The organism is Roseateles sp. P5_D6 (genome assembly GCF_054049415.1).
Genome location: NZ_JBFUMK010000016.1, coordinates 96,577 through 122,422 on the forward strand (window position 1 = coordinate 96,577; position 25,846 = coordinate 122,422).

Genomic DNA, 25,846 nt, shown 5'->3' on the forward strand with positions numbered 1-25,846 from the left:
GTGGCCGGTCGGCGCCCCACAAAGCGAGCCGACCGGCCACCCGCTACCGTCATCCCCAGGTCATGCTCCACTCGACTCGGACATGGGGCCTGAGCTGCAGCTCGCAGAACTTGATGCGCTCATCGTTGAACGCCACGCGCAGAACTTCCCTGCCTCCAGCCGATTCGATGTGCCAGGTATGGGCCATCACCGAACTGAACCGCAGCCGCAGCAAATCGCCCTGCCACCATTCGACAGCGAACTCCATGTCATCCGGTGCAACGGTAGCGACGACCCGGTCGTCCCCGCGCAGCGTCGCGAATCTGGCACCGTAGTACCAACCTTCGGCGTGAGTCCACTCGGGCTCCGTCTCGAAGAACACCACATAGTCAAGAAGCTCGAGCCGATCGGTCATCCATTCTCTCCACCCCCATCGCCACCACCGTCGGCGCTCCCGTAAACCGCAGCACCCCCGCATCCAGCACCGCCGCGATCACCCCCAGCATGACGCCCATGCCCATGCCATAACCCGAGCAGGCATGCGGCGAGCGGCCCTGGGGGTCGGCGCAATCGCCACCGAAGGCGACGTGGTGGCGCAGCGGGTCTTGCTGGGTGGCCGAGCCCAGGCCGACGACGACGACGCGGCCGAGATCAATGTGCACCGTGCCCAGCTGGTGCGCCATCTTTGCCTTGCGCCAGACCTGGAAGGGCGTGGGGCGCCGGGTCAGCGTCGCGACCATCGTCGGGCGCAGCCGGGCCACGGCCTCGGCGTAGGGGCGCATCTGGGTCTGCGGATCGGGCACGACTTCGTGCCACAGCGGCTGCAGCTCCCACAGCTTGCGCGTCTGCACCCAGGCGGCCAGCACGGTGATCAGGTTGGCATGCGTGGTGGGCGGAAAGCCCAGCATGATGCCGGCCAGCGTGCATGCGGGCAGGTCGGGCGTGGCGTCGGGCAGGGCTCTGGCGGCGGCGACGATCTTCTGCGCCAAAGGCGGCAGCACGGTGCCCGGCTCGGCCAGCCAGGCCTCGACGGCGGCCGTGAAGCGGCGGCCGGCGGCGCGGCCCTCGGCCTGCACCGCCTCGGTCGGGTAGGGGCCGAAGACATGGCGCGAGACCTTGAAGAGATCGCGCGGGCAACGCGCGGCCGCTCCTTGAGCCGGCGCCTCGGCATGGAACTCGGTGCCCCAGATGTGGCGCCCGTCGGGCTGGCCGAACCAGAGCTGGCAGAGCTTGGCCAGCACGCCCTCGCTCAAGCGCTCGAAGTCCAGCGGCGTGTCGGTGGGCAGGTCCTTGGGTTTCTGCGAAGCCGGAAAAGCGTTCAGCAGCCCATGGGCCTCTTCCTTCAGCTTCGCCAGGCCGGCCTTGGCGACCTGGTAGGCGGTGGCATAGCAATCAGCCTCGCTGAAGGCCTCGATGGCCGCATTGATGATGGGCGCCAGTGCTCGATGACCGCTGCTTTCGTCCTGACCCAGAAAGCCCAGGCCGATGGAGTCGTGCATGCGCTCGCCGTAGCCGCTGACGGAGTAGCGGTCGGGGGCGTTCCTCAGCACCTCGCAGACGCGCTCGGGCGCGCCCACCAGCACGCCATAGGCCGTGTCGACGACGCCACCAGGCTGGGCGCGCACCCAGGCCCAGGCGGCATCGCGGGTGTTGGTGTCTTCCAGCCAGAGTTGCATGGCCGCCTTGTCCTGCAGGTCGGGCACGCGCTCGGGCACCGGCGTGGGAGGCGGCAGCGGCAGAGGCAGCTCGGTCAGGCAAGGCAGGGATTTCAGCGCGGCGATGGAGGGCACGAAAAAGTACGCGCCCCATTGCAGCGTGACGAAGGGCTCGGGGCCGAGGTCGATCTCGTAGGGCTTGCCGGCGTGCTCGAAGGGGAAGAGGCGCGGGCCGCCGCTGCCGTCGACGACGCCCAGCAGCGGGTCGCTCTGCGCCGCATAGCCGCCGCTCGCGTTGCCGCCGGCCACCCAGCGCTGCACCACTTCAAACTGCTCGGCCAGATGGGCGTTGTAGGCCATGAAGACCAGGCCGCGGTCCTCGTCGTCCGGGGCATCGGCATGCACCGGCGCGCCATAGCTCATGCCGCGGCGCAGGATGCGCGGCATGCGGTTCCTGGAGAAGGCCGTGCCGGCCAGGTCGCGCGGGTTGGTGCGGCGGATGTGGGCGTGGAAGGGGCAGGCCGAGCCTTGCGCGTCCTTGGCGAAGTTGAAGTCGTTGCTGCTGCCGGATGCCTCGGGCGCCGCGAGCGGCCGGCCGTCCTGCCAGCGGCCCATCAGCTTGGCAAGCACCAGCTCGTGGTCCAGGCCGATCTTCCTGGCCTCCTGGTAGGTGCGCTTGGCAAAGCGGCCGGTGTACTGGCGCAGCTTGCGCACGACCAGGAAGCTGCCGCGGTCCAGCAGCGCATCGGGCTGCTCGGGCACGGTGTAGCCCTTGTCGCGCTCGGTGGGGAAGCCTTGCAACACCTCGCCGTACTTGACCTTGTCGTCCCAGGCCAGGCCCGTGGGCGGTGCGTCGTCCGGCGTCGGCACAGGCTGGCTGATGCCGTCCTTGAAGCCGAAGTGCTCCTTGTCGGCGGCGTTGCTGCGCATGGGCTCGATGGCCATCAGCGCCAGGCCCGTGTTGACGGTCAGCGCTTCAGCCAGTTCATGCAGGCGCTTGTCGTCAGCGGCCGTGAAGTTCTCGCCCGGCTCGGCGGCCGCAAAGCGCAGCTGCACGAGGACATGGGCGTTGGCGGGGTCAATGCGGTCGATCTTGTTGACATGAGGCGCCAGCACCCAGTGCGAAGGGTGGTTGTGGCGCACGTCGCCCAGCAGGCCGGCGCGCGCGGCCATGCCTTCCTTGAAGGCCTGCGGGAAGCGTTCCAGGCGCGAAGCCGGGACGCCCAGCGCCCTCAGGCCTGACAGGGTCAGCGCCACCTGGCGCCAGACGGCGAGCTGGGCGCCGTCTTCGTTGTCACGCTGCACCGACGCCGTGCTGAGCCAGGCGACAGCCTGGGCCGGCTGGGCCACGCGCAGCAGCACCAGGCCGCCGCGGTTGCCGGGCGGTTTGCTCAGCAGGCAGCACTGCAGGTCGCCCGGCAGCAGCGACAGCTCGCGCGCCCGGACTGAGGGCTCGGGCAGCGGCTGCTCGAACCAGGCCAGCATCTCGTGATGGCGCTGGCGCAGCTGGCCGCCGGCGGTCTTGCCGCCGTCCTTGGGAAACTGTTCAGCCGTGCCCAGCTCGCGCAGCTCGAACAGCACATCGTGGGTGGCGCGCAGCAGGCAGTCGCGGTCGGGCGCCCCGGCGCCGAAGTAGCGCTGCAGCGTGTACAGGCCCGCCAGCGGCAGCAGGCCGCGCGCCGCCATCGCGAAGCGCTCCTTGTCGCCAGCGGGCAGCGGCGGCGTCTCGCCGGAGGCCGGCGCGCGCAGGCGGTTGAATTCCAGCTCGTTGGCACGGCCGCGCTGGGCGGCCTCCAGCCGGGCGAGGTATTCGCCATCGCCGACGCTGCGGCCGGAGGCGATGAACAGGAAGTCGGCCGAGATCTCGTGCTCGCGCACCCAGCGCGCATAGGTCTCGAAGCTGCAGTCACGCGACAGCGTGTAGGCCTCGGTGTGGCAGAGCATCAGATCCAGCGTGGAGCCGAGCTGGTCCCAGATCACCCGCATATAGGGCTCCCAGCCGCCGTCGAAGCAGACGTTGAGCAGCAGCCGGTCGGGCGCTCCGTCCTTGCCGTCGACGATGCTCCAGCGGAAGGAATGGACGATGCGCCAACGGGCGACGATGTCGGTATAGGGCGAGGCCGGCGCGCTGGACTCGCGCGAGCCCAGGCGCAGGCCGTTGAGCGTCTTCAGCACCCTGCGCAGGCGGTCCACATAGGTGACGACCTCGAGCGCGTCGACAAAGCCGCGCTTGATGTCAGCCAGCAAGTTGAGGTCGGTGATGCCGCCGAGCTGAACGTCGTTGCCCCGTGCCATGACTCTTCTCCCTAGCTTTTAGGGGAGAAGTATCCCGGCACCGCATGACGCCGGGGACAGGGTCGGCCCTCAGGTTTAAGGAGGGATTCCGTTGATCCCTGCCGGACGCATTTCATCCGCGAAAAGCCGCAACCTATCGCAAACCCTTAGATCGGATGACCCCTCAAGAACACACTGGCGGCACACCAGAGAGAAAGAAGTCCGCCATGAACCGCATCAGCACCACCACCGCCGCCGCCCGCACCCGCCTGCAAGCCGTCAGCGCCGCCATCCTCGTCGCCCTGGTCGCCCTGACCGGCGCTACCTGGATGACGCTCACCGTGCCGGCCGAAGCGCCCGAAGTCGTCAAGCTGGACCGCGTGGTCATCAGTGGCGTGAGCACCCCGGAGCCGACGATTGCCCAGCTGCCCCGCGTCGTCATCGAAGGCCGCCGCACGCCGGATGCGACGCAAGTTGCCAGCGCCGAACTGACGGCCGCCGTCCGCTAAGCGGGCCGAGCGCCGGGCCGCTCCCTAGCCGGCCCGCACTGGCGATGTGCGTGGGGCTCAACGCCATACGCATCGCCGTCCCCTCGGGGACCGGCCAGACTGGCCTGCCTTCAGCAAGGCGAGACTGGACGAGGGGCTAACGCCCCAACACGCGAAGGATCTCCCGGCCGTAGGCTTCGAGCTTCTTCGCCCCCACGCCGCTGATCTCCCCCAGTTCGGCCAGGTCCCCCGGCAGGACGCGGGCCATCTCCGCCAGCGTCGTGTTCTGGAAGATCACATAGGCCGGCAGGCCATGCTCCTTGGCCACCTCGGAGCGCCAGGCCTTCAGCGCCTCGAAGCGCTCGTGGCCCTCGGCGTCCAGGCCGAGTGCCGGATCGGCCTTCGGCTTCGCGCCGCCACGGGCGGTCTTTGACTTGCCGCGCGGCTTCTTCTCCTCGGCCTCGCGCAGGCGCAACTCCACCTCACCCTTGAGCACCGCCCGGGCGCTGTCCTGCAGGGCCAGCGTGTTGAACTCGCCCTCGGCGGCCACATGGCCCAGCGAGATCAGCTGGCGCAGCACGGCACGCCACTGCTGCTCGGACAGGTCGGCGCCGCAGGCCCAGGTCGACAGGTTCTCGTGGCCGTATTGCTTGGTCTTGTCGGTCGCCTTGCCGCGCAGCACGTCGATCAGGTGGCCGGCGCCGAAACGCTCGCCGCGCTGGTGGAAGCGGTAGATGCAGCTCAGCAGCTTGCGTGCCGCCTCGGTGCCGTCCCAGGTCTGCGGCGGGTTCAAGCAGTTGTCGCAGTTGCCACAGGGCGTTGACGCTTCGCCGAAGTAGCCCAGCAGCCGCACGCGCCGGCAGTCAGTCGCCTCGGCCAGCGCCAGCAACGCATCCAGCTTGCCGCGCTGGCCCTGCTTGAAGACCTCGTCGGCCGGGCTGTCGTCGATCATGCGGCGCTGGTTGACGACGTCGGCCAGGCCATAGGTCATCCAGGCCTCGGCCGGCGCGCCATCGCGGCCGGCGCGGCCGGTCTCCTGGTAGTAGCTCTCGATGTTCTTGGGCAGGTCCAGGTGGGCGACGAAGCGCACATCGGGCTTGTCGATGCCCATGCCGAAGGCGATGGTGGCGACCATGACGATGCCGTCCTCGCGCAGGAACCGGTCCTGGTGGCGGCGGCGCACGTCGGCGTCCAGGCCGGCGTGGTACGGCAGGGCCTTGATGCCCTCGCTCTCCAGCCACACCGCTGTCTCGTCGACCTTCTTGCGGCTCTGGCAGTAGACGATGCCGGCTTCGCCCTCGTGCTCGTCGTTGATGAAGCGCAGCAGCTGGTCGCGCGGCGAGGTCGTCTTTTCCGCGATCAGGTAGCGGATGTTGGGCCGGTCGAAGCTGCTGATGAAAACGCGGGCGTCCTGCAGTTGCAGCCGCTGGATGATGTCGGCCCGCGTCAGGTCGTCGGCGGTGGCCGTCAGCGCGATGCGCGGCACATCGGGGAAGCGCTCGTGCAGCAGACTGAGCTGCAGATACTCGGAGCGGAAGTCATGCCCCCACTGGCTGACGCAATGCGCCTCGTCGATGGCGAACATCGACAGCAGGCCGCGTTCGTGCAGCGAGGCCAGCTGGGCCAGGAAGCGCGGCGTCGTCAGCCGCTCGGGCGCGGCGTAGAGCAGCGTCAGGCGCCCGCTCATCATCTCGCGCTCGATGCGGCTGGCCTCCTCACCGGTCTGGCTGGAGTTCAGGAAGGCGGCGTGCACGCCGGCCTCCTCCAGCGCGCCGACCTGGTCGTGCATCAGCGCGATCAGCGGGCTGACGACGATGGCCACGCCCTGTTGGCGGGTGTGGCGCACGATGGCGGGCACCTGGTAGCACAGGCTTTTGCCACCACCGGTGGGCATCAGCACCAGCGCGTCGCCGCCGGCGGCCACCTGCTGGACGATGTCGGCCTGCTGGCCGCGGAAGGCGGTGTAGCCGAATACTGCTGACAGGACCTGGTGAGCTGCGGATTGCAGGTCGTCGGAGGCTTGGGGAAGATGCAGGGGCGGATTCATTCAGCCGCCATTGTCCCAGGAGCTTCCAGATGCCCCCGTCCGATAAAGCCGCCGAATTGCGCGAGCGCCTGATCCGCAATTTCAATGACGCGCCGCGCGAGCGCTTTGTGCGCCCGCCGCGCTACGACACCGAGACCACGTCGCTATCCAAAGGCACCGCCGCCCAGCAGTTGGGCGCCAGCTTCGACATCCTGGCGCCCGGTCAGATGGGCTGCCCTTACCACTTCCACTACGCCGAGGAGGAGATGTTCATCGTGCTGCAGGGCGAGGGCACGCTGCGCGTCGCCGGCGAGCTGGTGCCCATCCGGGCCGGCGACACCATCAACATCCCGGCGGGCCCGGAGTACCCGCACCACATCATCAACACCTCCGACGCGCCGCTGCACTACCTCAGCATCAGCACCCAGAAGGAGCCGGAGATCTGCGTCTACCCGGATTCGGGCAAGGTGGGTGCTTTCGCGCCGGGCCTGCGCCTGCTTCAAAAGCAGGACGCCGGGCTGGACTACTGGGTTGATGAGCCCTAGGAGCCTGTCGGGCTTTGGGTCGGGTGCGCGTTGGGCCTGCAAGGGGGCTCAGCCTAGGCGCAAAGCGGAGCTGGGCCGGGTGCCCAGCGAGCATTTGCAACGACGGATCAGCCCCCTTGCAGGCCCAACCCGAAGGGCCGGGGCGATTTGCGGGGCGATTCGGCGTTGCCGACTCGTTGTGGGGGCCGATCCCACGCCTCGTCGGCGCCTTGCCTCGCCCCGCAACTCACCCCGGCGCGCACCCGACCCAAAGCCCGACAGACTCCTAGTAATGCGGCGGCAGCTCGTCGCGCGGACCGCGCATGCCGTCCGGCTCGGCCGCGGTGGCCCGGTTGCGCAGCTCGACCAGCTCACGCACCAGCCGGTCGATCTGCTCCTGCTGGCGCACGACGACCTGGTTGAGCTGCTCGACCGTGTCTTCGGCGAAGCTGGCCTTGATCTCGAGGTCGGTGATGCGTTGTTCGAGGGCTTGCAAGGTGTCCATGACGATATGGTGGCGCATTTCGGCGGGGTTGCGGGCCGAGTTGGGCGACGTACGCGCGCGGTGGAGCGGCTGGTTTGCGGCGGCGGAAATCGGCACAGCCTGAGCAAGCCTTCGGAAAGCGGCCGCTCAACGTTTGAACTTATCGGTAGTCACAATGGGCGACGCCCGCTTTCGCCTGTCCGTGCGATGGAAGGGCTAGGCGCCATCGTCTTCCTCACAAGACAGGTACTCAGCTACTTGGCCAACGCCTTCCACTTCAAATCCAACTTTCTGGGCCACCCTCCCGGGGCCCGCACTTTCGGGGATGGGAAGAATGAACCTGATGTCGAGGCTGGTCTGCGCCAGCATGTGTTTGTTTGCCGGCACTGCCTTGGCCGCCGGCAACACGGCGAACACCGCAACATGGAAGCTCATCTTCAACGGCAAGGATCTCAGCGGCTGGTCGGCGCACTACGCATCCAAGGTCAGCGCCGATACACCGGCCGCGTCCAGCATCTTCGAAGTGAAGAATGGCGAGATCCACGCGTATCCCACGCACGTGGCGGGCACGCCCCAGCCGTTCGCGTACATCATCACCGACGCTGACTTCAAGGACTATGTGATCAGCCTCGAATACAAATGGGGCAATAAGAAGTTTCCGCCGCGGCTTCACGAAGTGCGCGATGCGGGCCTGCTGTATCACGTGTATCGCGTGCGGCCGTCAGACTGGCCGGCGAGTGCCGAAGCCCAAATCCAGGAAGGCGACACCGGAGATTCGTGGGCGATATCGACGCAAGCCTCGAGCTTCGTCGATCCGAAGACCGGCCGTTATGCACTGCCCGAAAACGGCGGTGTCCCCATCACGGGCGGCGAGAACGAGGGCTACCACCGTACGCGCCACGGGCGTGTCAACGAGCGTCCGGGCTGGAACACGCTCGAAGTCATCGTGCGCGGCGATCGCGCCACACACGTCGTCAACGGCGTCGTGAACATGCGCGTCAGCGAACTCAAGTCCTGGGATGCCGGCACGAGCAGCTGGGTCAAACTCGACCACGGCAAGATCGTGCTTCAAGCTGAAGGCGCCGAGGTTTTCTATCGCAACATCAAGGTTCGGGCGCTCACGGAGACCGACGACATGCTGCCTGCGCCTGCACTCAGCGAGGTATGGTTCCCGGTTCCACCCAAGGTGACGCCGGGCGCGGCGCCAGGTGCCGCACCGTCGGACGCCATCGTGCTGTTCGACGGCAAGAGCCTCGACGCATGGAAAAGCGCGAACACCGGGGCAGCCGCGGGCTGGAAAATTGACAACGGCGAATTGGTGGTCGGCCCGGGCACCGGCGACATCCAGACCCAACAGTCCTTTGGTGACGTTCAACTGCACCTGGAGTGGCGCGCGCCCAAACTTCCCGCCGACAAAGTGAGTCAGGATCGCGCCAACAGCGGCGTATTCCTGCAGGATGTCTACGAGGTTCAGATTCTCGACAACTTCGAGAACCCGACCTACGTGAACGGCATGGTGGGGTCGATCTACAAGCAGTTCCCGCCGCTCGTCAATGCCACTTGGCCAGCCGAGAACTGGAACACTTACGACATCATCTACGCCGCGCCGCGCTTCGCGGCTGACGGTTCGCTCATTTCACCGGCGCGACTTACGGTGTTGTTGAATGGCGTGCTGGTGCAGAACAACTCCGCGCTCAAGGGCGGCACCACCTACATCGGTACGCCCAGCTATCGAGCACATGCCGAAATGCCGCTGCGCCTGCAGGATCATGGGCATCTGGTCCGGTACCGCAACATCTGGGTGCGCAAGCTTTGATGGGGACGTTGCTGGTTTCCTGACAAGAGGGAGACCGGTTCGAAGTGCCCTGTTCTGCCCGGTACTGCCGTCCTCGGGCTGCTCACCGAAGTGGTGAACGGCGCAAAGTGCGCAAGGTGTTGAGGCATCGAGACTTTCAATGAGTTGCGAGCGGTCAACTGCCGGATCTAGGTTCAATGACCGTTGCCGCTGGTATCGGCCATTAGGTCGCGAGATCTGGGTGACAGCAGCCAGTCTGAAGCACGCGCCTGTTTACGCTCGCTGACGCCCGCGATCCAGCGCGGCGGCCGCCATGCTGCCTATGTGCCTAAACACCGCGCTATGGCGCCATCTGAAACTCGACCCGCGCCCAATGTCCAAGCCCGTCCATGACGGTGAGCCGGTGCGCGCCCGCGCGCTCCACGTGCAGCGTCTGTGCCGCGCCAGCCGTCGTGCTGGCCGCCATCCATTGACCATCAAGCAGCCACGTCAGCCCCTGCTGCGCGCCGATCGCCTGCAGCTTCAGCACGACCTCGCGCTGGCCCGGCGCCGGGCGCAGCACCGTGCCGGGCTCCAGGCCCACGACGCGCAGCCGGTTGGCTGCCAGCTGCTGGCTGGCGCAGCCCGGTCGCCAGGCCAGGCGCTCCAGCGGGTGGCGCTGCTCGGCATCGAGGAAAGGCCCGAGCAGCGCAGGCCAGCGCACGGCCTCAAAACGCTCGGCCTCGGGCGCGCAACCGGGTTGCACGCGCTGGCCCGCCGCCACCCAGACAGGCTCTACCAGCGGCCCCGGTCGCAGCCGGTCGGGCAGCGTCGGCGGCACGGCGCCGTCCAGCGTCCAGGCGATGCGGCGCTGCAGGCACAGCGCGGGCTCGGTGGCCGACTCGGCCAGTCCCAGTGGCCAGCAGATAGGCACGGCCGCCACGCTGTCGGGCCGGCGACGCGGCGCGAGCTGCTGGCGGGCCTCGTCAGGCCCCAGGGCCGCGGCCAGGTCGCGCAGCAAGGGCGCGGCCGAGTTGGCGCCAAAGTGGCCGGGATTGGGCGTGCCGTCGGGCCGGCCAATCCACACGCCGAAGGTGTAGCGGTCCGTCACGCCCAAGGCCCAGGCGTCGCGAAAGCCAAAAGACGTGCCCGTCTTCCAGGCCACGCGCTGGCCGCTTTCGCGGAAGGGCGAGCCGGGCCGGCCGCCGTTCTCCAGGATCTCGCGCACGATGTAGGCGGCGCCCTCGCTCATCAGCCGCGCCTCCTTCAGCGGCTCGTCGGGCGTGAGCCGCGGCCGGGCCGCGATGCCGCCGCGCGCCAGCGCCGTGTAGCCGCCAACCAGCTCCTCCAGCGAGGTGCTGCCGCCGCCGAGGATGAGGCTCAAGTTGGGCGCCGCATTGGCCGGCATGCGCAGCCTCAGGCCCGCGTGGCGCAGCCGGCCGGCAAAGCGCTCGGGGCCGAGGCGGTCCAGCAGATCCACGGCGGGCACGTTCAGCGAGCGCTGCAGGGCCTCGCTGACGCTGACCGGCCCGGAGAAATCGGCCTGGAAGTTGCCCGGCGCATAGCCGCCAAAGTTCTGCGGTGCGTCGATGAGCAGGCTCTCGGAATGGATCAGCCCTTCGTCCAGCGCCATGCCGTACAGAAACGGCTTGAGCGTCGAGCCCGGTGAGCGCTTGGCGCGCACCATATCCACGTGCGCCCCGCGGCGCGCGTCTGTGAAGTCGGCTGAGCCGACATAGCCGCGCACTTCCAGCGTGCGGTTGTCGACGACGAGGGCCGCGAGCGACACGGCATCGGGCAGGCTGTTGAGCCGGTCCGTCAGCAACTGCTCCAGCCGCGCCTGCAGGCCGGCGTCCAGCGTGGTCTGGATCGTCGCTGCCGTCTGACCGTGGCGTTTGGCATCCTGGCGCAAGCGCTCGGCCGCCAAGGGTGCCAGCCAGCGCGCGCGCAGCGGTGGCGCAAAGACGCGCTCCTGCTTGGCGTCGGCCACGTCGGCCGCGCTCCAGATGCCCAGCGTCTGCATGCGCGTCAGCACCTTGTCGCGCGCCGTCTGCGCGGCGGCGACGGCACGGTCCGGCCGCAGCCGTGTCGGTGACTGCGGCAAGGCGACGAGCAGCGCGGCTTCGGCCTTGGACAGGTCCGCCGCGCCCTTGCCCAGGTAGGCCCGGCTGGCCGTCTCCACGCCCTCCAGCGGGCCGCCCATGGGCGCGAGGTTCAGGTAGAGGGTCAGGATCTCCTGCTTGCTGCAGTGCAGCTCCAGCTGCAGCGCGCGGGCGATCTGGCGCAGCTTGGCGGGGATGGTCCGGCCCGCCGCTCGCTCGTCCACGAGGCGTGCGACCTGCATCGTCAGCGTCGACCCGCCCGACACGATGCGCCCATGCCGCACCCACTGCCAGGCCGCGCGCACCAGGGCCACCGGGTTCACGCCCGGGTGCCAGCGGAACCAGCTGTCCTCGTAGTGCAGCAGGGCCTCGACGTAGTTGGGCGAGACGGCCTCAGGCGTCGTCGGATGGCGCTGCGCACCGTCGTCACCGGGCCAGGCGCGCAGCGGCGTGCCGTCCGCCGCGAGGACGGTCAGCGTGGGCGACTGCGCTGCGGGCTGCGGCAGCGGGCAGGCCAGGTCCAGCACGAGGACAGCGGTGAGCAAGCCGGCAAGCGTGAGTTCTATGTGTCGGCGGGTGATGCGCATCGGCATGCCGAAGACGATAGCCGAAGCGCCCCCCTAGCTTGCATTGCATCCAGCCCGCCCGCGCTGCGTAAAGACAAGGCCGCAGCGCTGGTTGTGTCCATCTGTTTGCGGTTCCACCCACGACCCGTCCAACAGGAGATGCCATGAAACTGCCCACCCGCGCGCCGACCCTAGCGCTCATCACCGCCAGCGTTCTCACCGGCCTGGCCGCTTTGCCGGCCCATGCCTCCAGCCACCGCGAGGCGCCGTCGATTGGCGGCATGCCGCGCGTCGATGGCACCGACTTCTACCTGTTCAACAGCTACGAAGGCGTGGCCGCCAACGGCAGCGGCGGCCGTGCCGGCTATGTGACGCTGATCGCCAACTACCTGCCGCTGCAGGATGCCTATGGCGGCCCCAACTACTTCAAGCTGGACCCGAACGCGATCTACGAGATCTACGTCGACAACAACGGCGATGCGAAGGAAGACATCACCTTCCAGTTCAAGTTCATGAACACGCTCAAGGGCATCACCCTGCCCATCGGCAACCAGGTCGTGCCCATTCCGCTGACCCAGGCCGGCACGGTGAGCGCGCCCAATGCCGCAGCCCTCAACGTCAACGAGAAGTTCGCCCTGACCCTGATCCGCGGCGACCGCCGCACCGGCACGGCCAGCCCAGTAGCCAACCCGGCCGGCGGCACCTGGTTCGACAAGCCGGTGGACAACATCGGCACCAAGACGATTGCCGACTACCCGGCCTATGCCGCCCAGCACATCTACAGCGTCAGCCTGCCCGGCTGCGGCTTCCCGGCCAAGGTCTTTGTCGGCCAGCGCCAGGAGGCCTTCGCGGTCAATCTCGGCCCCATCTTCGACCTCGTCAATGCCGACGTGGGCGTCATCACCAACCGCAGCCTGATCAATGCGGCGGCGGTCAATTCCATCCAGGACAAGAACGTCACCTCGCTCGCGCTGGAGGTGCACAAGAGCTGCCTCACGCAGGGCAACGAGACCGTCATCGGCGGCTGGACTACGGCCAGCGTGCGCCAGAGCCAGATCGTCAACGCCGCACCACCCAGCGGCTACGACACGGCCATCAAGACCGGCGGCGGCTGGGTGCAGGTCTCGCGCCTGGGCAACCCACTGGTCAACGAGGTCGTCATCGGCCTGGCCGACAAGGACAGGTTCAACGCCTCGGTGCCGTCGGGCGACGGGCAGTTCGCCACCTACGTCACCAACCCGACGCTGCCGGCCCTGCTGTCGGCCGTGCTGCCCATCGGCAACGCCGCCCCCACCAACCTGCCGCGCCTGGACCTGGTGACGACCTTCCTGACCGGCATCCCCGGCGTCAACCAGCCGGCCAATGTGGTGGGCTCGGAGATGCTGCGCCTGAACACGGCAATAGCGCCGCGGCCGTTTGCGATGCAGAACCGCCTGGGCATCGTCGGCACACTGCGCGATGGTGAGAACCCGCCCGACCTGGCTGGCTTCCCCAATGGCCGCCGGCCCAAGGACGACATCGTCGACGTATCGCTGGCCGCCGTCATGGGTGGCCTGTGCTGGCTGAACAACGGCGGCGCGCTGTTCGGCCCGGCCTGCACCCGCGCCGTGGTGCCGCTGGGCGCCACCTCGCTGGAGCTGCACGACGGCGTCGACCAGGCCGTGGTGCCGCTGCTGCCCGGCTTCCCGTACCTCAACACGCCCAAGCCAGGCGCGAAGTGAACCCTTCCAGGAGCAAAGCCATGAATCGATTCCTCGGCGCCGTGGCCCTCGCGGCCGCGATGTGCAGCGGTGGGGCGGCACACGCCGGCCTCATCACCTTCGACAACCCCGGTGTGATCGACATCGACAACAACACCGGCATTGCCACCTACGGCGAGGCGGGCTTCGTCATCAGCGGGTCGGCCACCAGCTTCCTGCCGCTGGACGGCGCGATGGTGGGCGGCTTCGACACGACGCCCTTCATGCTCAGCCTGCTCGGCGGCGGTGGCTTCGGGCTGCAGTCGCTGGACGTGGCGGCCTACGACCTGGGCTTCGGTCCAGGCACTCTCGCTTTGGTCGGCCTGCTGGGCGGCACGCAGGTGGCCTCGCTCAGCGTCGACCTGGCCAACCCGGGCAGCGTGGTGTTCGACAGCAGCTGGGCCAACCTGACGTCGGTCAGCTTCTCTGCCAGCGGCGGCTTTGCGCTCGACAACATCAGCGCGGTGCCGGAGCCGAACAGCTTTGCGTTGGCGGGCGCAGGGCTGCTGTTGATCAGGGTGGCTCGCCGGCGGCGGCGCTGATCGGCGCGGCAAGGGTTGGGGCCGGCCGCGTTGTCTGGACGAGCCGGCGCAAACGCACGGCTTGAGCTTTCTCGTTGACCCATATATTTTGGTCAACCTGACCAGAATTGGAGCGCAACGTGAACCCAGCGAAACCCGAAAGACCAGCCAACCCAAGGCACTGGGTATTGCAGGACGCCAAGGCCCGCTTCAGCGAGCTGGTGCGGCGCGTCCACAGCGAGGGGCCGCAACACGTCACCGTGCACGGCCGGGACGAGGTGGTGGTCATCACCCTGCAAGACTTCCGCCGCCTGCAGGGTGAGCGCACCGGGCGCGACCTCATCGAGGTCATGCAGGCCTCGCCGTGGCGCGATGTCGATCTCGACGTGAGCGGCTCGCCCATGCCCGTGAGGGATGTGGAGCTGTGACCGGTTACCTGCTGGACACCAACGTCATCTCCGAGCTACGCAAGCCCCGGCCCGAGCTTCGCGTGCTGGAGTTCGTGGCCGCGCAGGCGTTGGAGAACCTCTACGTCAGCACGGTGACGCTGGCGGGAATCCGCTTCGGCATCGAACGAGTCCCCGATGCCGGCCGCCGTGCCGAACTGAGCGCCTGGCTCACGCACAAGGTGAGGCCGATGTTCGAGCACCGCGTGCTGCCCGTATCGGAAGACGTGATGCTGGTGTGGCGCCTGCTTGTGGACGCCGGGCGCAAGGCCGGGCACACCTTCTCCCAACCCGACCTGATCATTGCCGCCACCGCAGCCCACCACGGGCTCACCGTGGTGACGCGGGACGTTTCGGAGTTCGAACACGCCAAGGTCCCGGTGCTGAACCCCTGGTGATAGCGGTCGAATCTCGCCGGACGACGAGCTAGCGAGCGCTGGACGCCGCCCGCGCCGCACGCACCTGCTGAAGTTCGGCCTTCAGCCACTGCGCGCTCTCCACCGGCGCCTTGCCGGCACAGCGCACCAGATACGGCTTGCCGCTCATGCTGCTGGTGGCCGCGCCGCGTTCGATGAACTGCTCGGCCGTCTGCACCATGTCCTTGCCTTCGAGGACCTCCAGCTTCTTCAGCAGATGCGCCCTAGCCTCGGCGCCGGCATACCAGCTGCCGTTGCGGTTGAACTCGCAGCCGGAGGCCTGCAGCCGCGTCAGCAGCGCGTCGACCTCGGCGCGAGCGACGGGTGGCAGCGGTGCGGCGTGGGCCAGGCCGGCGGCCAGCGAAAGCAGAAGGGTGAAGGCAGTGCGCATGAGCCGGATGCTACGAGGACAAACACGTGTCCGACCATAGCGGCCGCGAGGGTAAAACTGCCTCATGAACGACACCTCGCAACGCTGGCAGGTCCACCCCGAAGTCGCACGCGCCGAGACGCTGGACAAGGCCTTCTACCTCGACCCCGCCGCGCAGCGCCTGCAGTACGAGCGTGTGCTCGCGCGCAGCTGGCAGTGGCTTGCTGACCTGCAGGGCGTGCGGGCGCCGGGCAGCCTGCAGCCGGAGACGCTGCTGCCAGGCAGCCTGAACGAACCCCTGCTGCTGTCGCGTGACGCGGCCGGTGCGCTGCGCTGCCTCAGCAACGTCTGCACCCATCGCGGCAATCTGCTCATCCACCAGCCCTGCCAGGACGCCGCCCAGATCCGCTGCGGCTACCACTCGCGTCGCTTCGAGCTGGACGGGCGCATGAGCTTCATGCCCGAATTCCAGCAGGCGCTGGACTTCCCCCGCCCTTGCGACAACCTGCCGCAGTTGCCGCTGCAGGACTGGGGCGGCCAGGGCTTTGTCGCGTTGGAGGAGCCGCTGGACACGTTCGACGCCTTCTTCGGCCCGGCCATGCAGCGCCTGCACTGGCTGCCGCTGCAGGACTTCCGCCTCGACGCCAGCCGCAGCCGCGACTACGAATTCGATGCGCATTGGGCGCTCTACGTCGAGAACTACCTCGAAGGCCTGCACATCCCCTTCGTGCACCCGGGCCTCACGCAGACGCTGGACCTGAGCCAGTACCGGTACGAGCTGCACGAGTGGAGCAATCTGCAGCTGGCGGTGGCGCGGGCCGACGAGCCGGCCTTCGAGCTGCCGCCCGAGGCGGCGGAATACGGCCAGCGCATCGCAGCCTACTACTGGTGGGTGTTCCCCAACCTGATGCTGAACTTCTACCCCTGGGGGCTGTCGCTGAACCAGGTCACGCCAATCAACACGACAGGCCCGGCGCGAACGCGCGTGCGCTTTCGCAGCTACGTCTGGAAGCCCGAGCTGCTGGGCAGCGGCGCCGGCGGCGCGCTCGATCAGGTCGAGATGGAAGACGAGGCCGTCGTCATGACCGTGCAGCAGGGGCTGCGCTCACGCTTCTATCAACGCGGGCGCTATTCGCCGACGAGGGAGCAGGGGGTGCATCACTTTCATCGGTTGATTGGGCGGGCGATGGGGGCTTGAGGCGATCACCTGGCCGCATCGAAAGCCACGAATCCCGCCTGCGTCAGACGAGGATGACCGTATCCGTGTAGCGCGCCAACGTGGCGTCATGTGTCAACAGCCGCAGCGGCTCGGTCAACGCTTGGGCGGCCAGCAGCCGATCAAACGGGTCCGCATGATGGGCCGGCAATTCGCCCACCGCCGCCGCATGCTCACCCGATACGGCCAGCAGCTGAAAGCCGGATTCCTCGAAGTAGGCCAGCGCTTGGGCTCCCGAGACCGGCATGTCACCGCGCCCCAGCGAGTGCTTGATCGAAATCTCCCACACCGACGCAGCGCTGACCCAAGCCGTATTGCCCGGCGCCAGGATGAGTTCGCGTGCCCTGGCCGGCAGGCGCGGGCTGTCCGCGATGGCCCACAGCGCGATGTGGGTGTCCAGCAGCAGGTTCACAAGCCGGACACGCCGAACAGTTTTGCCACCTCGTCGTTGTGGGCGTCGATGTCGTCGGGCACCTCGATCAACCCCTTGGCGACGCCGATGCGCGCGGCCGGCGGACGAGCTGACATCGCCACCAGCCTGGCCGCAGGCCTGCCGTTGCGCGCAATGACGATCTCCTGCTCCGCGCCGCTTTCCACGGCCTCCACCAGCCGGGAAAGGCTGGACTTGGCTTCGAGCATGTTGACGGCGTTCATGGGTGCAGCTTGGTTGGCTAAGTCTGGCTAATCTAGGCTAGTAGCTGAGTGGCGTCAAGCTCGGTAGCTTGGGGTAAGCCACGCGAGCCCCACGCATGCTTGGCGGTCAGAACCGTTGGGGTTCACTGCGTTCACCCCGACCTACCGCGCTTGGCTGCAGCTTCTGTCGGGATTCACTGCGTTCATCCCATTAACCTACCGGGCTCAATCGCCACCATCATGGATCCGCCTGGTTTGAGCCGTCGGGCGCGACAGCTTCATTTGCCGTTTTGTCAGGCAATGGCGCACCGGGCTCCGCTGCACTGGGCGGCCGCGGATTCGAGTCGTGAAAACCATAGGCTGAGATCCACCACACACCCACGACAAATACAAGAAGGACGAAAAGTACCACCGGCCAATGCAAGATCAAAAACAGCAAGCCATCCAGATCCACAGGAGATGACGTTCCCGCCCGGCAAGTCCGCGGAAACGCCGCCGAAAACGTAAAAACACTTGCCGGAATGGTGACGGCAACAAACCAAGAGGCCAGACGAAGCTTCGCGTTCATTTCTTGTCCACCACCGTGATCTCCCCTTCGGCCTTTCCAATCCCTCTCACCTCCGGCCGATACATATCCTCCGCAAACGTCGCCGGCACCACGTACTTGCCCGGAGTCACGGCTCGCACGAGGTAGAAGACATCCAGCGTCTGCCCCAGGGACGCGGCGGCGACGAAGCGGTCGTCGCGGTACTCCATGTGGACGATACGTTCGTTGGCGTTGGCCTGGGCGATGTTGACCCCCTCCACCGTGAACTCGCCGGCCTTGGGGCCTTGGCTGAGGTTGAGGTTCTCGATCTCGAAGCCCGCTGGGATGCGGTCCACGATCAGGCCGTCCTTGATGGACTGCGGCGCCTTCACGCGCAGGCGCACGACGAACATCTCGCCGGTGGTGAACTGCCGTGCCGTCACCGGCTTGCCGTCAGTCGTGAACATGGCGCGCTCGACCGAGATGCGGTCGCTGGTCGGCGCCAGTGGCTTGGTCGGGTAGCCCTGGGCGGTCACGTCGAGGTACAGCGGCGCCGCGCCCTCGTTCTTCAGCGCGATGCCCGACTTGAGCTTGGCGAGCTCGAAGCTCTGCTGGCCCACGCCGCTGCCGGTCCAGGCGTCGGCCTTGGCGCCCACGTTCAACGCTGTCTTCCAACCGTCGTCCTTGCCTGCGCCGTTGGTGGCGGCCTGCACGGCCAGGAAGAGGGCCAGGCGCTCCTGCGTCGAGTAGTAGTTGCGGCGGCTGAAGTCGTCGGACAGGTCGAACAGCAGGTTCTCGCGCTTCTCGTGCGCGACCTTGTGGCGCAGCAGCAGCGCGTAGGCCAGCGCACGGTCGCGCACGCGTGAGCCGTAGTCGCCCAGCCACTGGCTCCACCAGTAGTTGTTGGGGTCGTCGGGCTGGTAGCCGTAGCCGCGCTGCATCGCGTCGTCCAGGGCCGCCTTGGCGCGGCCTTCGTCGCCCATCAGCTTCAGCGCCAGGCTCAGCTGAACCAGCGGCAGCGGCGACAGCGCATGGCTGCGGTACTGGTCGTGCAGGGTGCGCAGCGTGGCCAGCGGCGCCTTCTGCTCGCGCGCCAGGATGTAGCCGGCGTGCGCGGCCTCGGCAAAGCGCTGGTGGGCGATGCGCAGGGTCTCGGCGTCGCGCCAGTCGGCGATGCGGCCCTTGTCGTCGCGCTTGGGCTCCTTGGCCGGCGTGGTCTGCTGGGCCGGGGCGCGCTGGAACTGCTCCAGCAGGTTGTCCAGCGAGCGCTTGAGCATGGCCTCGGGCACGGCAAAGCCGGCGTCGCGCGAGTCCTGCAGGAAGCCGGTCACATAGGCGCTCAGCCACCCCTCGTACGGGCTGCTGGACGCCCACAGGCCATAGCCGCCCTTGGGTTGCTGCATGCTGGCCAGGCGAGCGAAGGCGCTGTCCAACCGTTTCGCGCGTTCTTCCCGAGGGACTGGCGTCATGCCCCAGCGCTTGGCGGCCTCGTCGTCGATGAAGACCAGCGGGTAGGCGCTGGACGTCGTCTGCTCCAGGCAGCCATAGGGGTACATCAAGAGGCCCTTGACCTGGTCCTTGATGTCGATGGGCGGCGTGTTGGACACACTCAGCGCCACACTGGCCGTGCCGGCCCAGAAGGCGTCGAGCAGTGCCTTGTCCAGCGTCTGCGTGGCGCCGGGCTCCAAGCGGATGCGCCGGCTCTCGCGCACCAGTGGCGTGATGGGCTGCACCTGCAGCGCCGCCTCGCGCGTGATGCTCAGCGGCCCCGCCGTCACCTTGACCTCGATGGGCGCCAGCCCCGAGGCATCCAGGGCCTCGGCCTGGAAACGCAGGATCTGGCGCTGCTTGTCGGCCAGCTTCAGGCTCTCGGCACCGCCGGTGATCTTCAAGGGCCCGCTGGAAGTGACTGACACCTTCACGTCCTGCGCCGCACCACTGAGGTTGGTCACATCGAGAGCGATGGTCGCCTTGTCCCCCGGCGACACAAAGCGCGGCATGTTCAGCTCGGCCACCAGCGGCGCGGCGACAACCGTCTCCGCCTGGGCCGACGCATAGCTGTCGGCACTCGACACCACCGCCATCACGCGCAGCGTGCCGTTGAAGTCCGGCAGCTTCAGGTTGATGGTCGCCTCGCCCTTGGCATCGAGCTGCACCGGTCCGCTGAACAGGTCCACCAGCAGCACCTTGCGCGGCATGGACTGCGAGTCGCGCTTGCCGGCGTCGCCGCCGAAACGCTGCTTGGCCACATTGCCTTCCATCTTCTCGATGAGGCGGCCATAGAGGTCCAGCATGTCGGCGCCGTAGCGATGCTTGCCGAAGAAGAAGTCCTGCGGATCGGGTGTCTTGTAGTTGGTGATGTTCAGGATGCCGACGTCCACCGCCGAGACGGTGACGATGGCGGGTTTGCCGGCCAGGGCCGGCACCTTGACGCTGACGGGCAGCGACACCGACGGCTGCGTCTTGGCCGGTACGGTCAGTGCCAGCTTGGGCTTGCGGTCCTCGCGGTTCAGCGGCAGGTGCACCAGGCCCAGCGCGCGGGCCGGCGTCACCTTGTCGCCCTGGCTGCCGGGGCGGAAGGCGGCCACCGTGATGTAGAGGTCGTGGCGGGCCCAGCTGGCATCGACGGGGATGTCGATGTCCGTGCCGCTGGCCTTCACGCCGATGCGCTTGGTCCACAACACGCGGTCGCCTTCGACGGTGACGATGGCCTCGCCGTCATGCGGTGGCTTGATGGCCAGCTTGGCCACGTCGCCCGGCTTGAAGGGCGCACCCTGCAGCTTGAGTTGCACGCGGTCGGGCCGGTTGCCGATGTCGTCGGCGTCCTGGGCGCCATAGCCGGCGTAGAAGCCATAACGCATCGTCAGGCCGGTGTCGGGGTCTTTCACCTCCAGGCGGTAGCGGCCCCAGCGCACGGGCAGTGCGATCTTGGTGCGGGCCGTCAGCGCCAGGCTGCGCGCCTCCACCAGCTCCTCGTTGACGTTGAAGCCCGAGTTCCAGCCACGGCCGTCGTCATAACGCCAATACCACTGGCGCTCCTCGTAGATGAGCTTGAGCTGCACTTCCTTGCTCGGCTTGAAGTTGCCGCTCGAGTCGACGCGCGCCAGCTCGAACTCGGCCAGGCCGTTCTCGGCCGACACATTGCGGTCGAACAGCGGCCGCGCGCCGACCAGCACGGGCGCCGGCCACCACGTGCGCTCGATGGCGCGCACGACCGGCCGGCCGCCGGACTCCAGCAGGCTGAAGGCCGCGCGAACGCGCATCGGCGACTTGCGCTCACCGAATGCCGTCGCGATCTTCATGCTGGCCTTGCCTTCGGCGTCCAGCTCCTGCTCTTCCAGGTCCTGCCGGTTCTTGGCCTTGTCGTCGGCCAGGTCGCCAAAGATGAAGCCGGGCAGCTTGGCCGGCAGCGGCATCAGGAGGCGCTCGGAATAGGCGCTGCCCTGCAGCCGGTTGCCGCCGGCGGGTGCGCCGTAGAGGTAGTCGCCCTGGGCCTGCACCGTGATGCCGCCGTCACCGTTGAGGGTGCCCTCGGGCGCGGTCAGCGTGAGCTTCATGCGCTCGGGCAGGAACTCCTCGACCTTGAAGGCCCATTGCGCATCGGGTTGCTTGGCACCGGGGTCGACGCGGGCCTGGATGGTCCAGCCACCGGTGGGTGCGTCGGCCGGCAAGGTGATGCCTTGCTGGTAGTAGCCGGTGCCCGTCTTGCCCGGCTGCACCAACTGCTCGACGAGTTTGCTGCCGTCGGGCTTCTTGACCGTCAGCGTGATGGGCAAGGGCTTGGGCAAAGGCTTGCCGTCGGCGTCTCGCGCCAGCACCGAGACCTGGAAGTTCTCGCCCGGCCGATACAGGTCGCGGCCGGCGTAAACGAACAGCTTGTTGCTGCGCGAGGGGTGGCCGGTGGCGTCGAACTCGCTCAGGTCCAGCGCCGCGTCGCGCAGCGACAGGATGGACATCTCCTTGCCTTTGCGCGCCAGCACGGCGCGGGCCTTGTCACTGCGGCCGGTGAACACGGCGTGGCCGTCGCCATCGGTCTGCGCCTGGGCCAGCGCCTTGCCGTTCTCATCGACCAGGCTGAGCTCCACCCCTGACAGCGCTCCGCCGCTCTTCAGGGACGTGGCGAACACATCCATCTGCTCGGCATGCCGGCGCAGGTGCAGGCCGACGTCGGTGACGTAGTAATGCGTGACCTGGTAGTCCCAGCCGAAGCGGCCGGGCTGGTTCATGATGGCCACGTAGATGCCGGGCTCCTGCAGCTCCTTGATGCCTTCCACGGGCAGGAAGCTGACGTTGCGCCGGTTCGGCCGTGCATCGGTCGTGAAGCGGCCGAGGTAGACGCTGTCGCTCATGGCGCGCAGCTCGTCCAGCACCCAGCCGCCCACGGTGCCCTTGAGCCGCCGCTGGTTGTCGTTGTAGCCGTCGTAGTAGTAACCGCCCTCGCCGTCCTCTTCGCCAGAGTTCACCTGGCGCTCGCGCCGGCCGCTGACCTGCTCCAGGAAGGCCGGCAGCGAGGCCGGCTTGATGCGCAGGAACTGCACGTCCACTTCGGGCGTGTTGATGGTCACGACCGGCAAGCCGCCGTTCTGGCCGGCCGGCAGCACCAGGCCGCGGCTGGCGAAGTAGTAGCTGTCGGGCATGGTCTCGCTGACAGCCTCGCACTTCTGCGCGGTCGCGAGCTTGGCGCCGGTTTTCGCCCCCAGCTGGGCGTTGAACGCGAAGCGAAAGCTGCGGTCCGGCGTCACGAAGGGCAGGTAGAGCACGCGGGGGTTGTCGCCCAGCACCCAGCGGGCGGCCAGCGGCTTGAAGCTGGCGTCCGGCGCCGGCTCCTTCTTGCCGTCGGTGGTGGTTGGCGCGGCGCCTTCCTGCGCGCTGACGAGGGCGCCGAAGTCCTGCTTGCTGTCCAGCGGCTGCGTGAAGCTCAGCGCGATGGCCGGCGAGCCGTCGAAGAGTCGGGCCTTGCAGTCCAGCAGCGCAAAGGCCGCCTGCTCGCCACCGATCTCGGCGCTGCTGGGCAGGGCCGGTTGCCCGAGCTTTTGCGACGCCCACCAGCCGCCGCCCACCACCGCCACCACACCCACCAGGGCCGTGACGGCCTTCTTCCACGCAACCATCGAATTCCTCCCCGCAATTTGGCGAGGAGTTTAGGTAGCGATCAGCGGCTGTCCACGGAAGGTTTCTTCTCGCCGCGGGCGCTGATCGAACCCTTGGTGCCGCGGTTCGTCATCAATAGGTAGCTCGCCGTCCTAGGGGGATCGGCGCCACATCGATTGACCCTCCCCAAGCGCAGGCGTAGAAAAGCCTCGGCCCGCAGTTCGCCGGGCGGTCAAGGAGTGGCTTCATGAAATTCCGGCATCTTCTGGTGGGCCTGACCGCCCTCGGCTGCGCCTTCGCAGCATCCGCAGGCTCGACCATCGCCAGGACGTCGGCCAGCGCGCTTGGCACGCAATTCGACCCGCCCGTGGACGATTTCGACAGCGGCACGTTCAGCGCCTCGTCATCAGCCGCCGGCAACGGCGCTGGCGGCACGGCTGATGCGTCGGTGGCCCTGGGTGTCATCAAGCTCTACGCCTCCAGCTTCGCCGGCGCCGGCAACCACCTGGGCACCGCCTTTGCCGAAGGCGCGTACGGGGAGGACATCACGATCAGCTCGGCCGGTCTCAACGGTACGCAGGCGCGCGTCACCATGGGTGTCACGCTGCAAGGCATGATCGACCCGACCGGGGGCGGCTATTCCTCGGTGAACTTCTCTTTAAACGGAGCCGGTTTCCTCGGCAGCTGGGGCGCCCACTCGAACCCTGCATTCCCGGGCGGGTTCCCAGTCGACTTCGTCAGCGCCGTGGCTGGCGGCCCGCTGTACTACTCGGGCATCCACAACATCAAAATCACCATCACGCTGGGCACGCCCTTCACCTTCACGGAGCGGCTGACGGTGTCTGCGGGCAAGATCGACTGCTTGAGCGACCCGCAATGCAGCACCAGCGAAGCAGCCTCGGTCACTGCCGATTTCGGCCACTCTTCGTACTGGAACGGCATCTCGGCGATCTCGCTGCTCGACCCCAACACCGGCCTGTACGTGCCGGCGGACATGTCGCTGTTCACGATCACGTCGCCCTCGGGGCTGAACTGGGCCCAGTCCTTTGCTCCGGTGCCGGAGCCGTCCTCGCTGTGGCTGATGTCCCTGGGCGGGCTGCTGGCCGCCTGGCGATACCGTTCGCTCGCCCGATCCCACCCGCGGTAGGCTCGTTTCCCCGCCGGATAGGAGCTTGGTGCTGTGCTTGATGCCCGGCTCTTGCATATCCTGGCAAGCAGCTTGACACGGTAGGCGCTGCCGCGCGGCGCCTGGTCGTGCGCAACGCTTGAGCGCTTGAACGGCACCAACCCACCATGCTGGACAAAATATGGTGAAAATGTTCATAATGGTGGACATTTTCGAACCGGATTACCTGTCCGATGCCCAGCAAACCGCCGGTCGTTTTCCCCCAGGAGCAGCGTCTTCTTGCTGCTCTTGGTGAGCGGCTGCGCCTGGCGCGGCTGCGCCGCAAGCTCAGCTCCATGACCGTTGCGCTCCGGGCCGGGATCTCGCGCTCCTCCCTTTACAACGTGGAGGCTGGCGATCCCGGCGCGACACTTGGGACCTATCTGAGGGTGCTCGCCGTACTGGGCCTCGAGAAGGACATCGAGTCGCTCGCGGCCGACGACCAGGTGGGCCGCAAGCTTCAGGACCTGGCGTTGGAGCCCAAGCCCGCTCGAAAGCGCGGCGCCATGCCAGCGTCCTCGCCGAGAGGATCTTGATGAGCGGCTCGAACCTGGAGGTCTGGCTCGACTGTGATCTTGAAGACGCGCGGCGTGTAGGCACGCTGTCTCACGATCGCGGCCAGGTCCGTTTCGTCTACGAGCGGGACTGGCTGAAGGACCCGATGGCATTTTCGGTCGATCCCGATTTGTCCCTCGGCGACCAGCCCTACTTTCCGAAGCCAGAGCTGGGCAACTTCGGCATCTTCCTGGACTCGTCCCCGGACCGCTGGGGCCAAACGCTCATGAAGCGACGAGAAGCTCTGCAGGCGAAGGACGAAGGCCGAACGCCCCGGAACCTTTATGCCTGGGATTTCCTGATCGGCGTTCAGGACTTCACGCGTCAAGGCGGGCTGCGATTCCGCCTGGAGGGCGCCGAGGAATTCCTCGGCGCCGAAAAGATGGCCGCACCCCCCGTGACCAACCTGCGCGAGCTCGAGGCCGTGGCCACGTTGCTAACGAGCAAGCGCATCGACGATCTTGACGCGCTGCGTCGGTGGCTGGCCGTGCTGGTGGCGCCAGGCGCTTCATTGGGCGGGGCCAGGCCGAAAGCGAACTTCGCCGAGCAGGACGGCTCGCTCTGGATCGGGAAATTCCCATCGCGTGACGATGACCGGGACATAGGCGCCTGGGAGGCCGCTGTCCACACCATGGCCAAGAGGGCCGGCGTCAGTGTTCCAGCCGCCCGCGCGGTCAGGTTGAACAGCGAGTTCCACACCTTCTGCGTCCAGCGATTCGATCGCGAGAATGGCAAGCGGCAGTTCTATGCGTCCGCCATGACGCTGCTCCGGCGGGAACAGAGTGAGGGCGCGAGCTACCTTGAGCTCGCCCAATTCCTGAGTGCCGGTGGAGACCCTGCATACGTCGCCAGCGACCTCAAGCAGCTGTTCCGTCGAGTGGCTTTCAATGTCGCCGTCGGCAATCGAGACGATCACCTGCGCAATCACGGGTTCCTGCTCGGCAAAGATGGCTGGCGGCTGTCTCCTGCCTTCGATGTCAACCCGAACGTCGACAAAGCGGAGCATGTGCTCAACATCGACGATGTCGACAACCGCCCGAGCATGAGCACGGTGCGGTCGACAGCTGCGTTTTATCGACTCACAGACGCCGAGGCAGGCGCCATCGTCGAAGAGGTGGCGACCGTGGTCGACCAGTGGCGCGACGTCGCCCGTGGAGCGGGCATTTCCGGCGCGGACATCGAGGTCACGGCCGGCGCCTTCTCGGCTCACCGGCAGTACAGGGCAGATGCACTGAATGCCACGTCGCAACCGATGGCCGCGGCCAAGTCTCGGCGGTCAATGATCCGGTAGCAAAA

Annotated in this window: 21 protein-coding genes; 11 read left to right on the plus strand and 10 right to left on the minus strand. The window is 67.6% G+C overall.

Going from position 1 to position 25,846, the window contains the following annotated elements; genetic code table 11:
• Positions 1 to 49: 49 nt before the first annotated feature.
• Both ACXJKM_RS20830 and ACXJKM_RS20835 read right to left on the minus strand, forming a co-directional pair.
• Positions 50 to 394 (minus strand): hypothetical protein, encoded by a 345-nt coding sequence (locus tag ACXJKM_RS20830; RefSeq protein WP_056191399.1) that lies wholly within the window; start codon positions 392 to 394, stop codon positions 50 to 52.
• Positions 369 to 3,929 (minus strand): Dyp-type peroxidase, encoded by a 3,561-nt coding sequence (locus tag ACXJKM_RS20835; RefSeq protein WP_056191397.1) that lies wholly within the window; start codon positions 3,927 to 3,929, stop codon positions 369 to 371. Before ACXJKM_RS20835 ends, ACXJKM_RS20830 begins: the two co-directional genes overlap by 26 nt.
• A gap of 206 nt (positions 3,930 to 4,135) precedes the next feature.
• On the opposite strand from ACXJKM_RS20835, the gene ACXJKM_RS20840 reads away from it, so the two are divergent.
• Positions 4,136 to 4,417 carry a hypothetical protein gene (locus ACXJKM_RS20840; protein WP_056191395.1) on the plus strand — a complete coding sequence of 94 codons (282 nt, stop codon included), beginning with the start codon at positions 4,136 to 4,138 and terminating at the stop codon, positions 4,415 to 4,417.
• 136 nt (positions 4,418 to 4,553) lie between these two features.
• Here the strand turns inward: ACXJKM_RS20840 and recQ are convergent, their stop codons facing one another.
• A complete protein-coding gene (gene recQ / locus ACXJKM_RS20845) occupies positions 4,554 to 6,443 on the minus strand; it encodes a DNA helicase RecQ (RefSeq protein WP_457354878.1) in 1,890 nt (629 codons plus the stop codon).
• 29 nt (positions 6,444 to 6,472) lie between these two features.
• On the opposite strand from recQ, the gene ACXJKM_RS20850 reads away from it, so the two are divergent.
• The gene (locus tag ACXJKM_RS20850; RefSeq protein ID WP_457354880.1) at positions 6,473 to 6,967 is read left to right on the plus strand and encodes a cupin domain-containing protein; all 495 of its coding nucleotides are present in this window, start codon (positions 6,473 to 6,475) and stop codon (positions 6,965 to 6,967) included.
• Positions 6,968 to 7,232: 265 nt separating this feature from the next.
• Here the strand turns inward: ACXJKM_RS20850 and ACXJKM_RS20855 are convergent, their stop codons facing one another.
• On the minus strand, positions 7,233 to 7,451 hold the full coding sequence (locus ACXJKM_RS20855) for a SlyX family protein (protein ID WP_457326125.1): 219 nt from the start codon (positions 7,449 to 7,451) through the stop codon (positions 7,233 to 7,235).
• A 313-nt stretch (positions 7,452 to 7,764) separates the two neighbouring features.
• Here ACXJKM_RS20855 and ACXJKM_RS20860 point away from each other — a divergent pair, with 313 nt between their 5' ends.
• The gene (locus ACXJKM_RS20860; protein WP_457354882.1) at positions 7,765 to 9,246 is read left to right on the plus strand and encodes a 3-keto-disaccharide hydrolase; all 1,482 of its coding nucleotides are present in this window, start codon (positions 7,765 to 7,767) and stop codon (positions 9,244 to 9,246) included.
• A gap of 319 nt (positions 9,247 to 9,565) precedes the next feature.
• Here ACXJKM_RS20860 and pbpC read toward each other — a convergent pair whose 3' ends face one another.
• Positions 9,566 to 11,893, minus strand: a complete 2,328-nt coding sequence (pbpC, locus tag ACXJKM_RS20865; RefSeq protein ID WP_457354912.1) for a penicillin-binding protein 1C — start codon at positions 11,891 to 11,893, stop codon at positions 9,566 to 9,568.
• 143 nt (positions 11,894 to 12,036) lie between these two features.
• On the opposite strand from pbpC, the gene ACXJKM_RS20870 reads away from it, so the two are divergent.
• From ACXJKM_RS20870 to ACXJKM_RS20885, 4 genes are all read left to right on the plus strand, one after another.
• A complete protein-coding gene (locus ACXJKM_RS20870; RefSeq protein ID WP_457354884.1) occupies positions 12,037 to 13,593 on the plus strand; it encodes a DUF4331 domain-containing protein in 1,557 nt (518 codons plus the stop codon).
• A 20-nt stretch (positions 13,594 to 13,613) separates the two neighbouring features.
• The gene (locus ACXJKM_RS20875; protein ID WP_457354886.1) at positions 13,614 to 14,153 is read left to right on the plus strand and encodes a PEP-CTERM sorting domain-containing protein; all 540 of its coding nucleotides are present in this window, start codon (positions 13,614 to 13,616) and stop codon (positions 14,151 to 14,153) included.
• 119 nt (positions 14,154 to 14,272) lie between these two features.
• Entirely contained in the window at positions 14,273 to 14,560 is a 288-nt protein-coding gene (locus tag ACXJKM_RS20880) for a type II toxin-antitoxin system Phd/YefM family antitoxin (RefSeq protein ID WP_457354888.1), read from the plus strand.
• Complete coding sequence (locus ACXJKM_RS20885) at positions 14,557 to 14,976, plus strand: PIN domain-containing protein (RefSeq protein WP_457354890.1); 420 nt, start codon at positions 14,557 to 14,559, stop codon at positions 14,974 to 14,976. Before ACXJKM_RS20880 ends, ACXJKM_RS20885 begins: the two co-directional genes overlap by 4 nt.
• A 28-nt stretch (positions 14,977 to 15,004) precedes the next feature.
• Here ACXJKM_RS20885 and ACXJKM_RS20890 read toward each other — a convergent pair whose 3' ends face one another.
• Positions 15,005 to 15,385 (minus strand): YfeK family protein, encoded by a 381-nt coding sequence (locus tag ACXJKM_RS20890; protein WP_056191382.1) that lies wholly within the window; start codon positions 15,383 to 15,385, stop codon positions 15,005 to 15,007.
• 64 nt (positions 15,386 to 15,449) lie between these two features.
• On the opposite strand from ACXJKM_RS20890, the gene ACXJKM_RS20895 reads away from it, so the two are divergent.
• Positions 15,450 to 16,562: an aromatic ring-hydroxylating oxygenase subunit alpha gene (locus ACXJKM_RS20895; RefSeq protein WP_457354892.1), complete on the plus strand. Its 1,113-nt coding sequence runs from the start codon at positions 15,450 to 15,452 to the stop codon at positions 16,560 to 16,562.
• Positions 16,563 to 16,605: 43 nt separating this feature from the next.
• Here the strand turns inward: ACXJKM_RS20895 and ACXJKM_RS20900 are convergent, their stop codons facing one another.
• From ACXJKM_RS20900 to ACXJKM_RS20915, 4 genes are all read right to left on the minus strand, one after another.
• Complete coding sequence (locus tag ACXJKM_RS20900; protein WP_457354894.1) at positions 16,606 to 16,992, minus strand: type II toxin-antitoxin system VapC family toxin; 387 nt, start codon at positions 16,990 to 16,992, stop codon at positions 16,606 to 16,608.
• Positions 16,989 to 17,234: a type II toxin-antitoxin system Phd/YefM family antitoxin gene (locus tag ACXJKM_RS20905; protein ID WP_457354896.1), complete on the minus strand. Its 246-nt coding sequence runs from the start codon at positions 17,232 to 17,234 to the stop codon at positions 16,989 to 16,991. The genes ACXJKM_RS20900 and ACXJKM_RS20905 overlap by 4 nt, the downstream gene beginning before the upstream one ends.
• A 217-nt stretch (positions 17,235 to 17,451) precedes the next feature.
• Complete coding sequence (locus tag ACXJKM_RS20910) at positions 17,452 to 17,781, minus strand: hypothetical protein (RefSeq protein ID WP_457354898.1); 330 nt, start codon at positions 17,779 to 17,781, stop codon at positions 17,452 to 17,454.
• Positions 17,778 to 22,850: an alpha-2-macroglobulin family protein gene (locus ACXJKM_RS20915; protein ID WP_457354900.1), complete on the minus strand. Its 5,073-nt coding sequence runs from the start codon at positions 22,848 to 22,850 to the stop codon at positions 17,778 to 17,780. Before ACXJKM_RS20915 ends, ACXJKM_RS20910 begins: the two co-directional genes overlap by 4 nt.
• A gap of 227 nt (positions 22,851 to 23,077) precedes the next feature.
• Between ACXJKM_RS20915 and ACXJKM_RS20920 the strand changes: the two genes are divergently transcribed.
• The 3 genes from ACXJKM_RS20920 (at position 23,078) to ACXJKM_RS20930 (ending at position 25,841) form a co-directional block, all read left to right on the plus strand.
• Positions 23,078 to 23,977 (plus strand): PEP-CTERM sorting domain-containing protein, encoded by a 900-nt coding sequence (locus ACXJKM_RS20920; protein WP_457321818.1) that lies wholly within the window; start codon positions 23,078 to 23,080, stop codon positions 23,975 to 23,977.
• A 212-nt stretch (positions 23,978 to 24,189) separates the two neighbouring features.
• Positions 24,190 to 24,531 carry a helix-turn-helix domain-containing protein gene (locus tag ACXJKM_RS20925; protein WP_056191376.1) on the plus strand — a complete coding sequence of 114 codons (342 nt, stop codon included), beginning with the start codon at positions 24,190 to 24,192 and terminating at the stop codon, positions 24,529 to 24,531.
• Positions 24,531 to 25,841, plus strand: a complete 1,311-nt coding sequence (locus ACXJKM_RS20930; protein ID WP_457321816.1) for a type II toxin-antitoxin system HipA family toxin — start codon at positions 24,531 to 24,533, stop codon at positions 25,839 to 25,841. Before ACXJKM_RS20925 ends, ACXJKM_RS20930 begins: the two co-directional genes overlap by 1 nt.
• Positions 25,842 to 25,846 lie beyond the last annotated feature (5 nt).

Bases quoted from the DNA above. Each gene is read 5' to 3' on its own strand.
- ACXJKM_RS20830 (WP_056191399.1), bottom strand. From the start codon at position 394: ATGACCGATCGGCTCGAGCTTCTTGACTATGTGGTGTTCTTCGAGACG.
- ACXJKM_RS20835 (WP_056191397.1), bottom strand. From the start codon at position 3,929: ATGGCACGGGGCAACGACGTTCAGCTCGGCGGCATCACCGACCTCAAC.
- ACXJKM_RS20840 (WP_056191395.1), top strand. From the start codon at position 4,136: ATGAACCGCATCAGCACCACCACCGCCGCCGCCCGCACCCGCCTGCAA.
- recQ (WP_457354878.1), bottom strand. From the start codon at position 6,443: ATGAATCCGCCCCTGCATCTTCCCCAAGCCTCCGACGACCTGCAATCC.
- ACXJKM_RS20850 (WP_457354880.1), top strand. From the start codon at position 6,473: ATGCCCCCGTCCGATAAAGCCGCCGAATTGCGCGAGCGCCTGATCCGC.
- ACXJKM_RS20855 (WP_457326125.1), bottom strand. From the start codon at position 7,451: ATGGACACCTTGCAAGCCCTCGAACAACGCATCACCGACCTCGAGATC.
- ACXJKM_RS20860 (WP_457354882.1), top strand. From the start codon at position 7,765: ATGAACCTGATGTCGAGGCTGGTCTGCGCCAGCATGTGTTTGTTTGCC.
- pbpC (WP_457354912.1), bottom strand. From the start codon at position 11,893: ATGCGCATCACCCGCCGACACATAGAACTCACGCTTGCCGGCTTGCTC.
- ACXJKM_RS20870 (WP_457354884.1), top strand. From the start codon at position 12,037: ATGAAACTGCCCACCCGCGCGCCGACCCTAGCGCTCATCACCGCCAGC.
- ACXJKM_RS20875 (WP_457354886.1), top strand. From the start codon at position 13,614: ATGAATCGATTCCTCGGCGCCGTGGCCCTCGCGGCCGCGATGTGCAGC.
- ACXJKM_RS20890 (WP_056191382.1), bottom strand. From the start codon at position 15,385: ATGCGCACTGCCTTCACCCTTCTGCTTTCGCTGGCCGCCGGCCTGGCC.
- ACXJKM_RS20895 (WP_457354892.1), top strand. From the start codon at position 15,450: ATGAACGACACCTCGCAACGCTGGCAGGTCCACCCCGAAGTCGCACGC.
- ACXJKM_RS20905 (WP_457354896.1), bottom strand. From the start codon at position 17,234: ATGAACGCCGTCAACATGCTCGAAGCCAAGTCCAGCCTTTCCCGGCTG.
- ACXJKM_RS20910 (WP_457354898.1), bottom strand. From the start codon at position 17,781: ATGAACGCGAAGCTTCGTCTGGCCTCTTGGTTTGTTGCCGTCACCATT.
- ACXJKM_RS20915 (WP_457354900.1), bottom strand. From the start codon at position 22,850: ATGGTTGCGTGGAAGAAGGCCGTCACGGCCCTGGTGGGTGTGGTGGCG.
- ACXJKM_RS20920 (WP_457321818.1), top strand. From the start codon at position 23,078: ATGAAATTCCGGCATCTTCTGGTGGGCCTGACCGCCCTCGGCTGCGCC.
- ACXJKM_RS20925 (WP_056191376.1), top strand. From the start codon at position 24,190: ATGCCCAGCAAACCGCCGGTCGTTTTCCCCCAGGAGCAGCGTCTTCTT.
- ACXJKM_RS20930 (WP_457321816.1), top strand. From the start codon at position 24,531: ATGAGCGGCTCGAACCTGGAGGTCTGGCTCGACTGTGATCTTGAAGAC.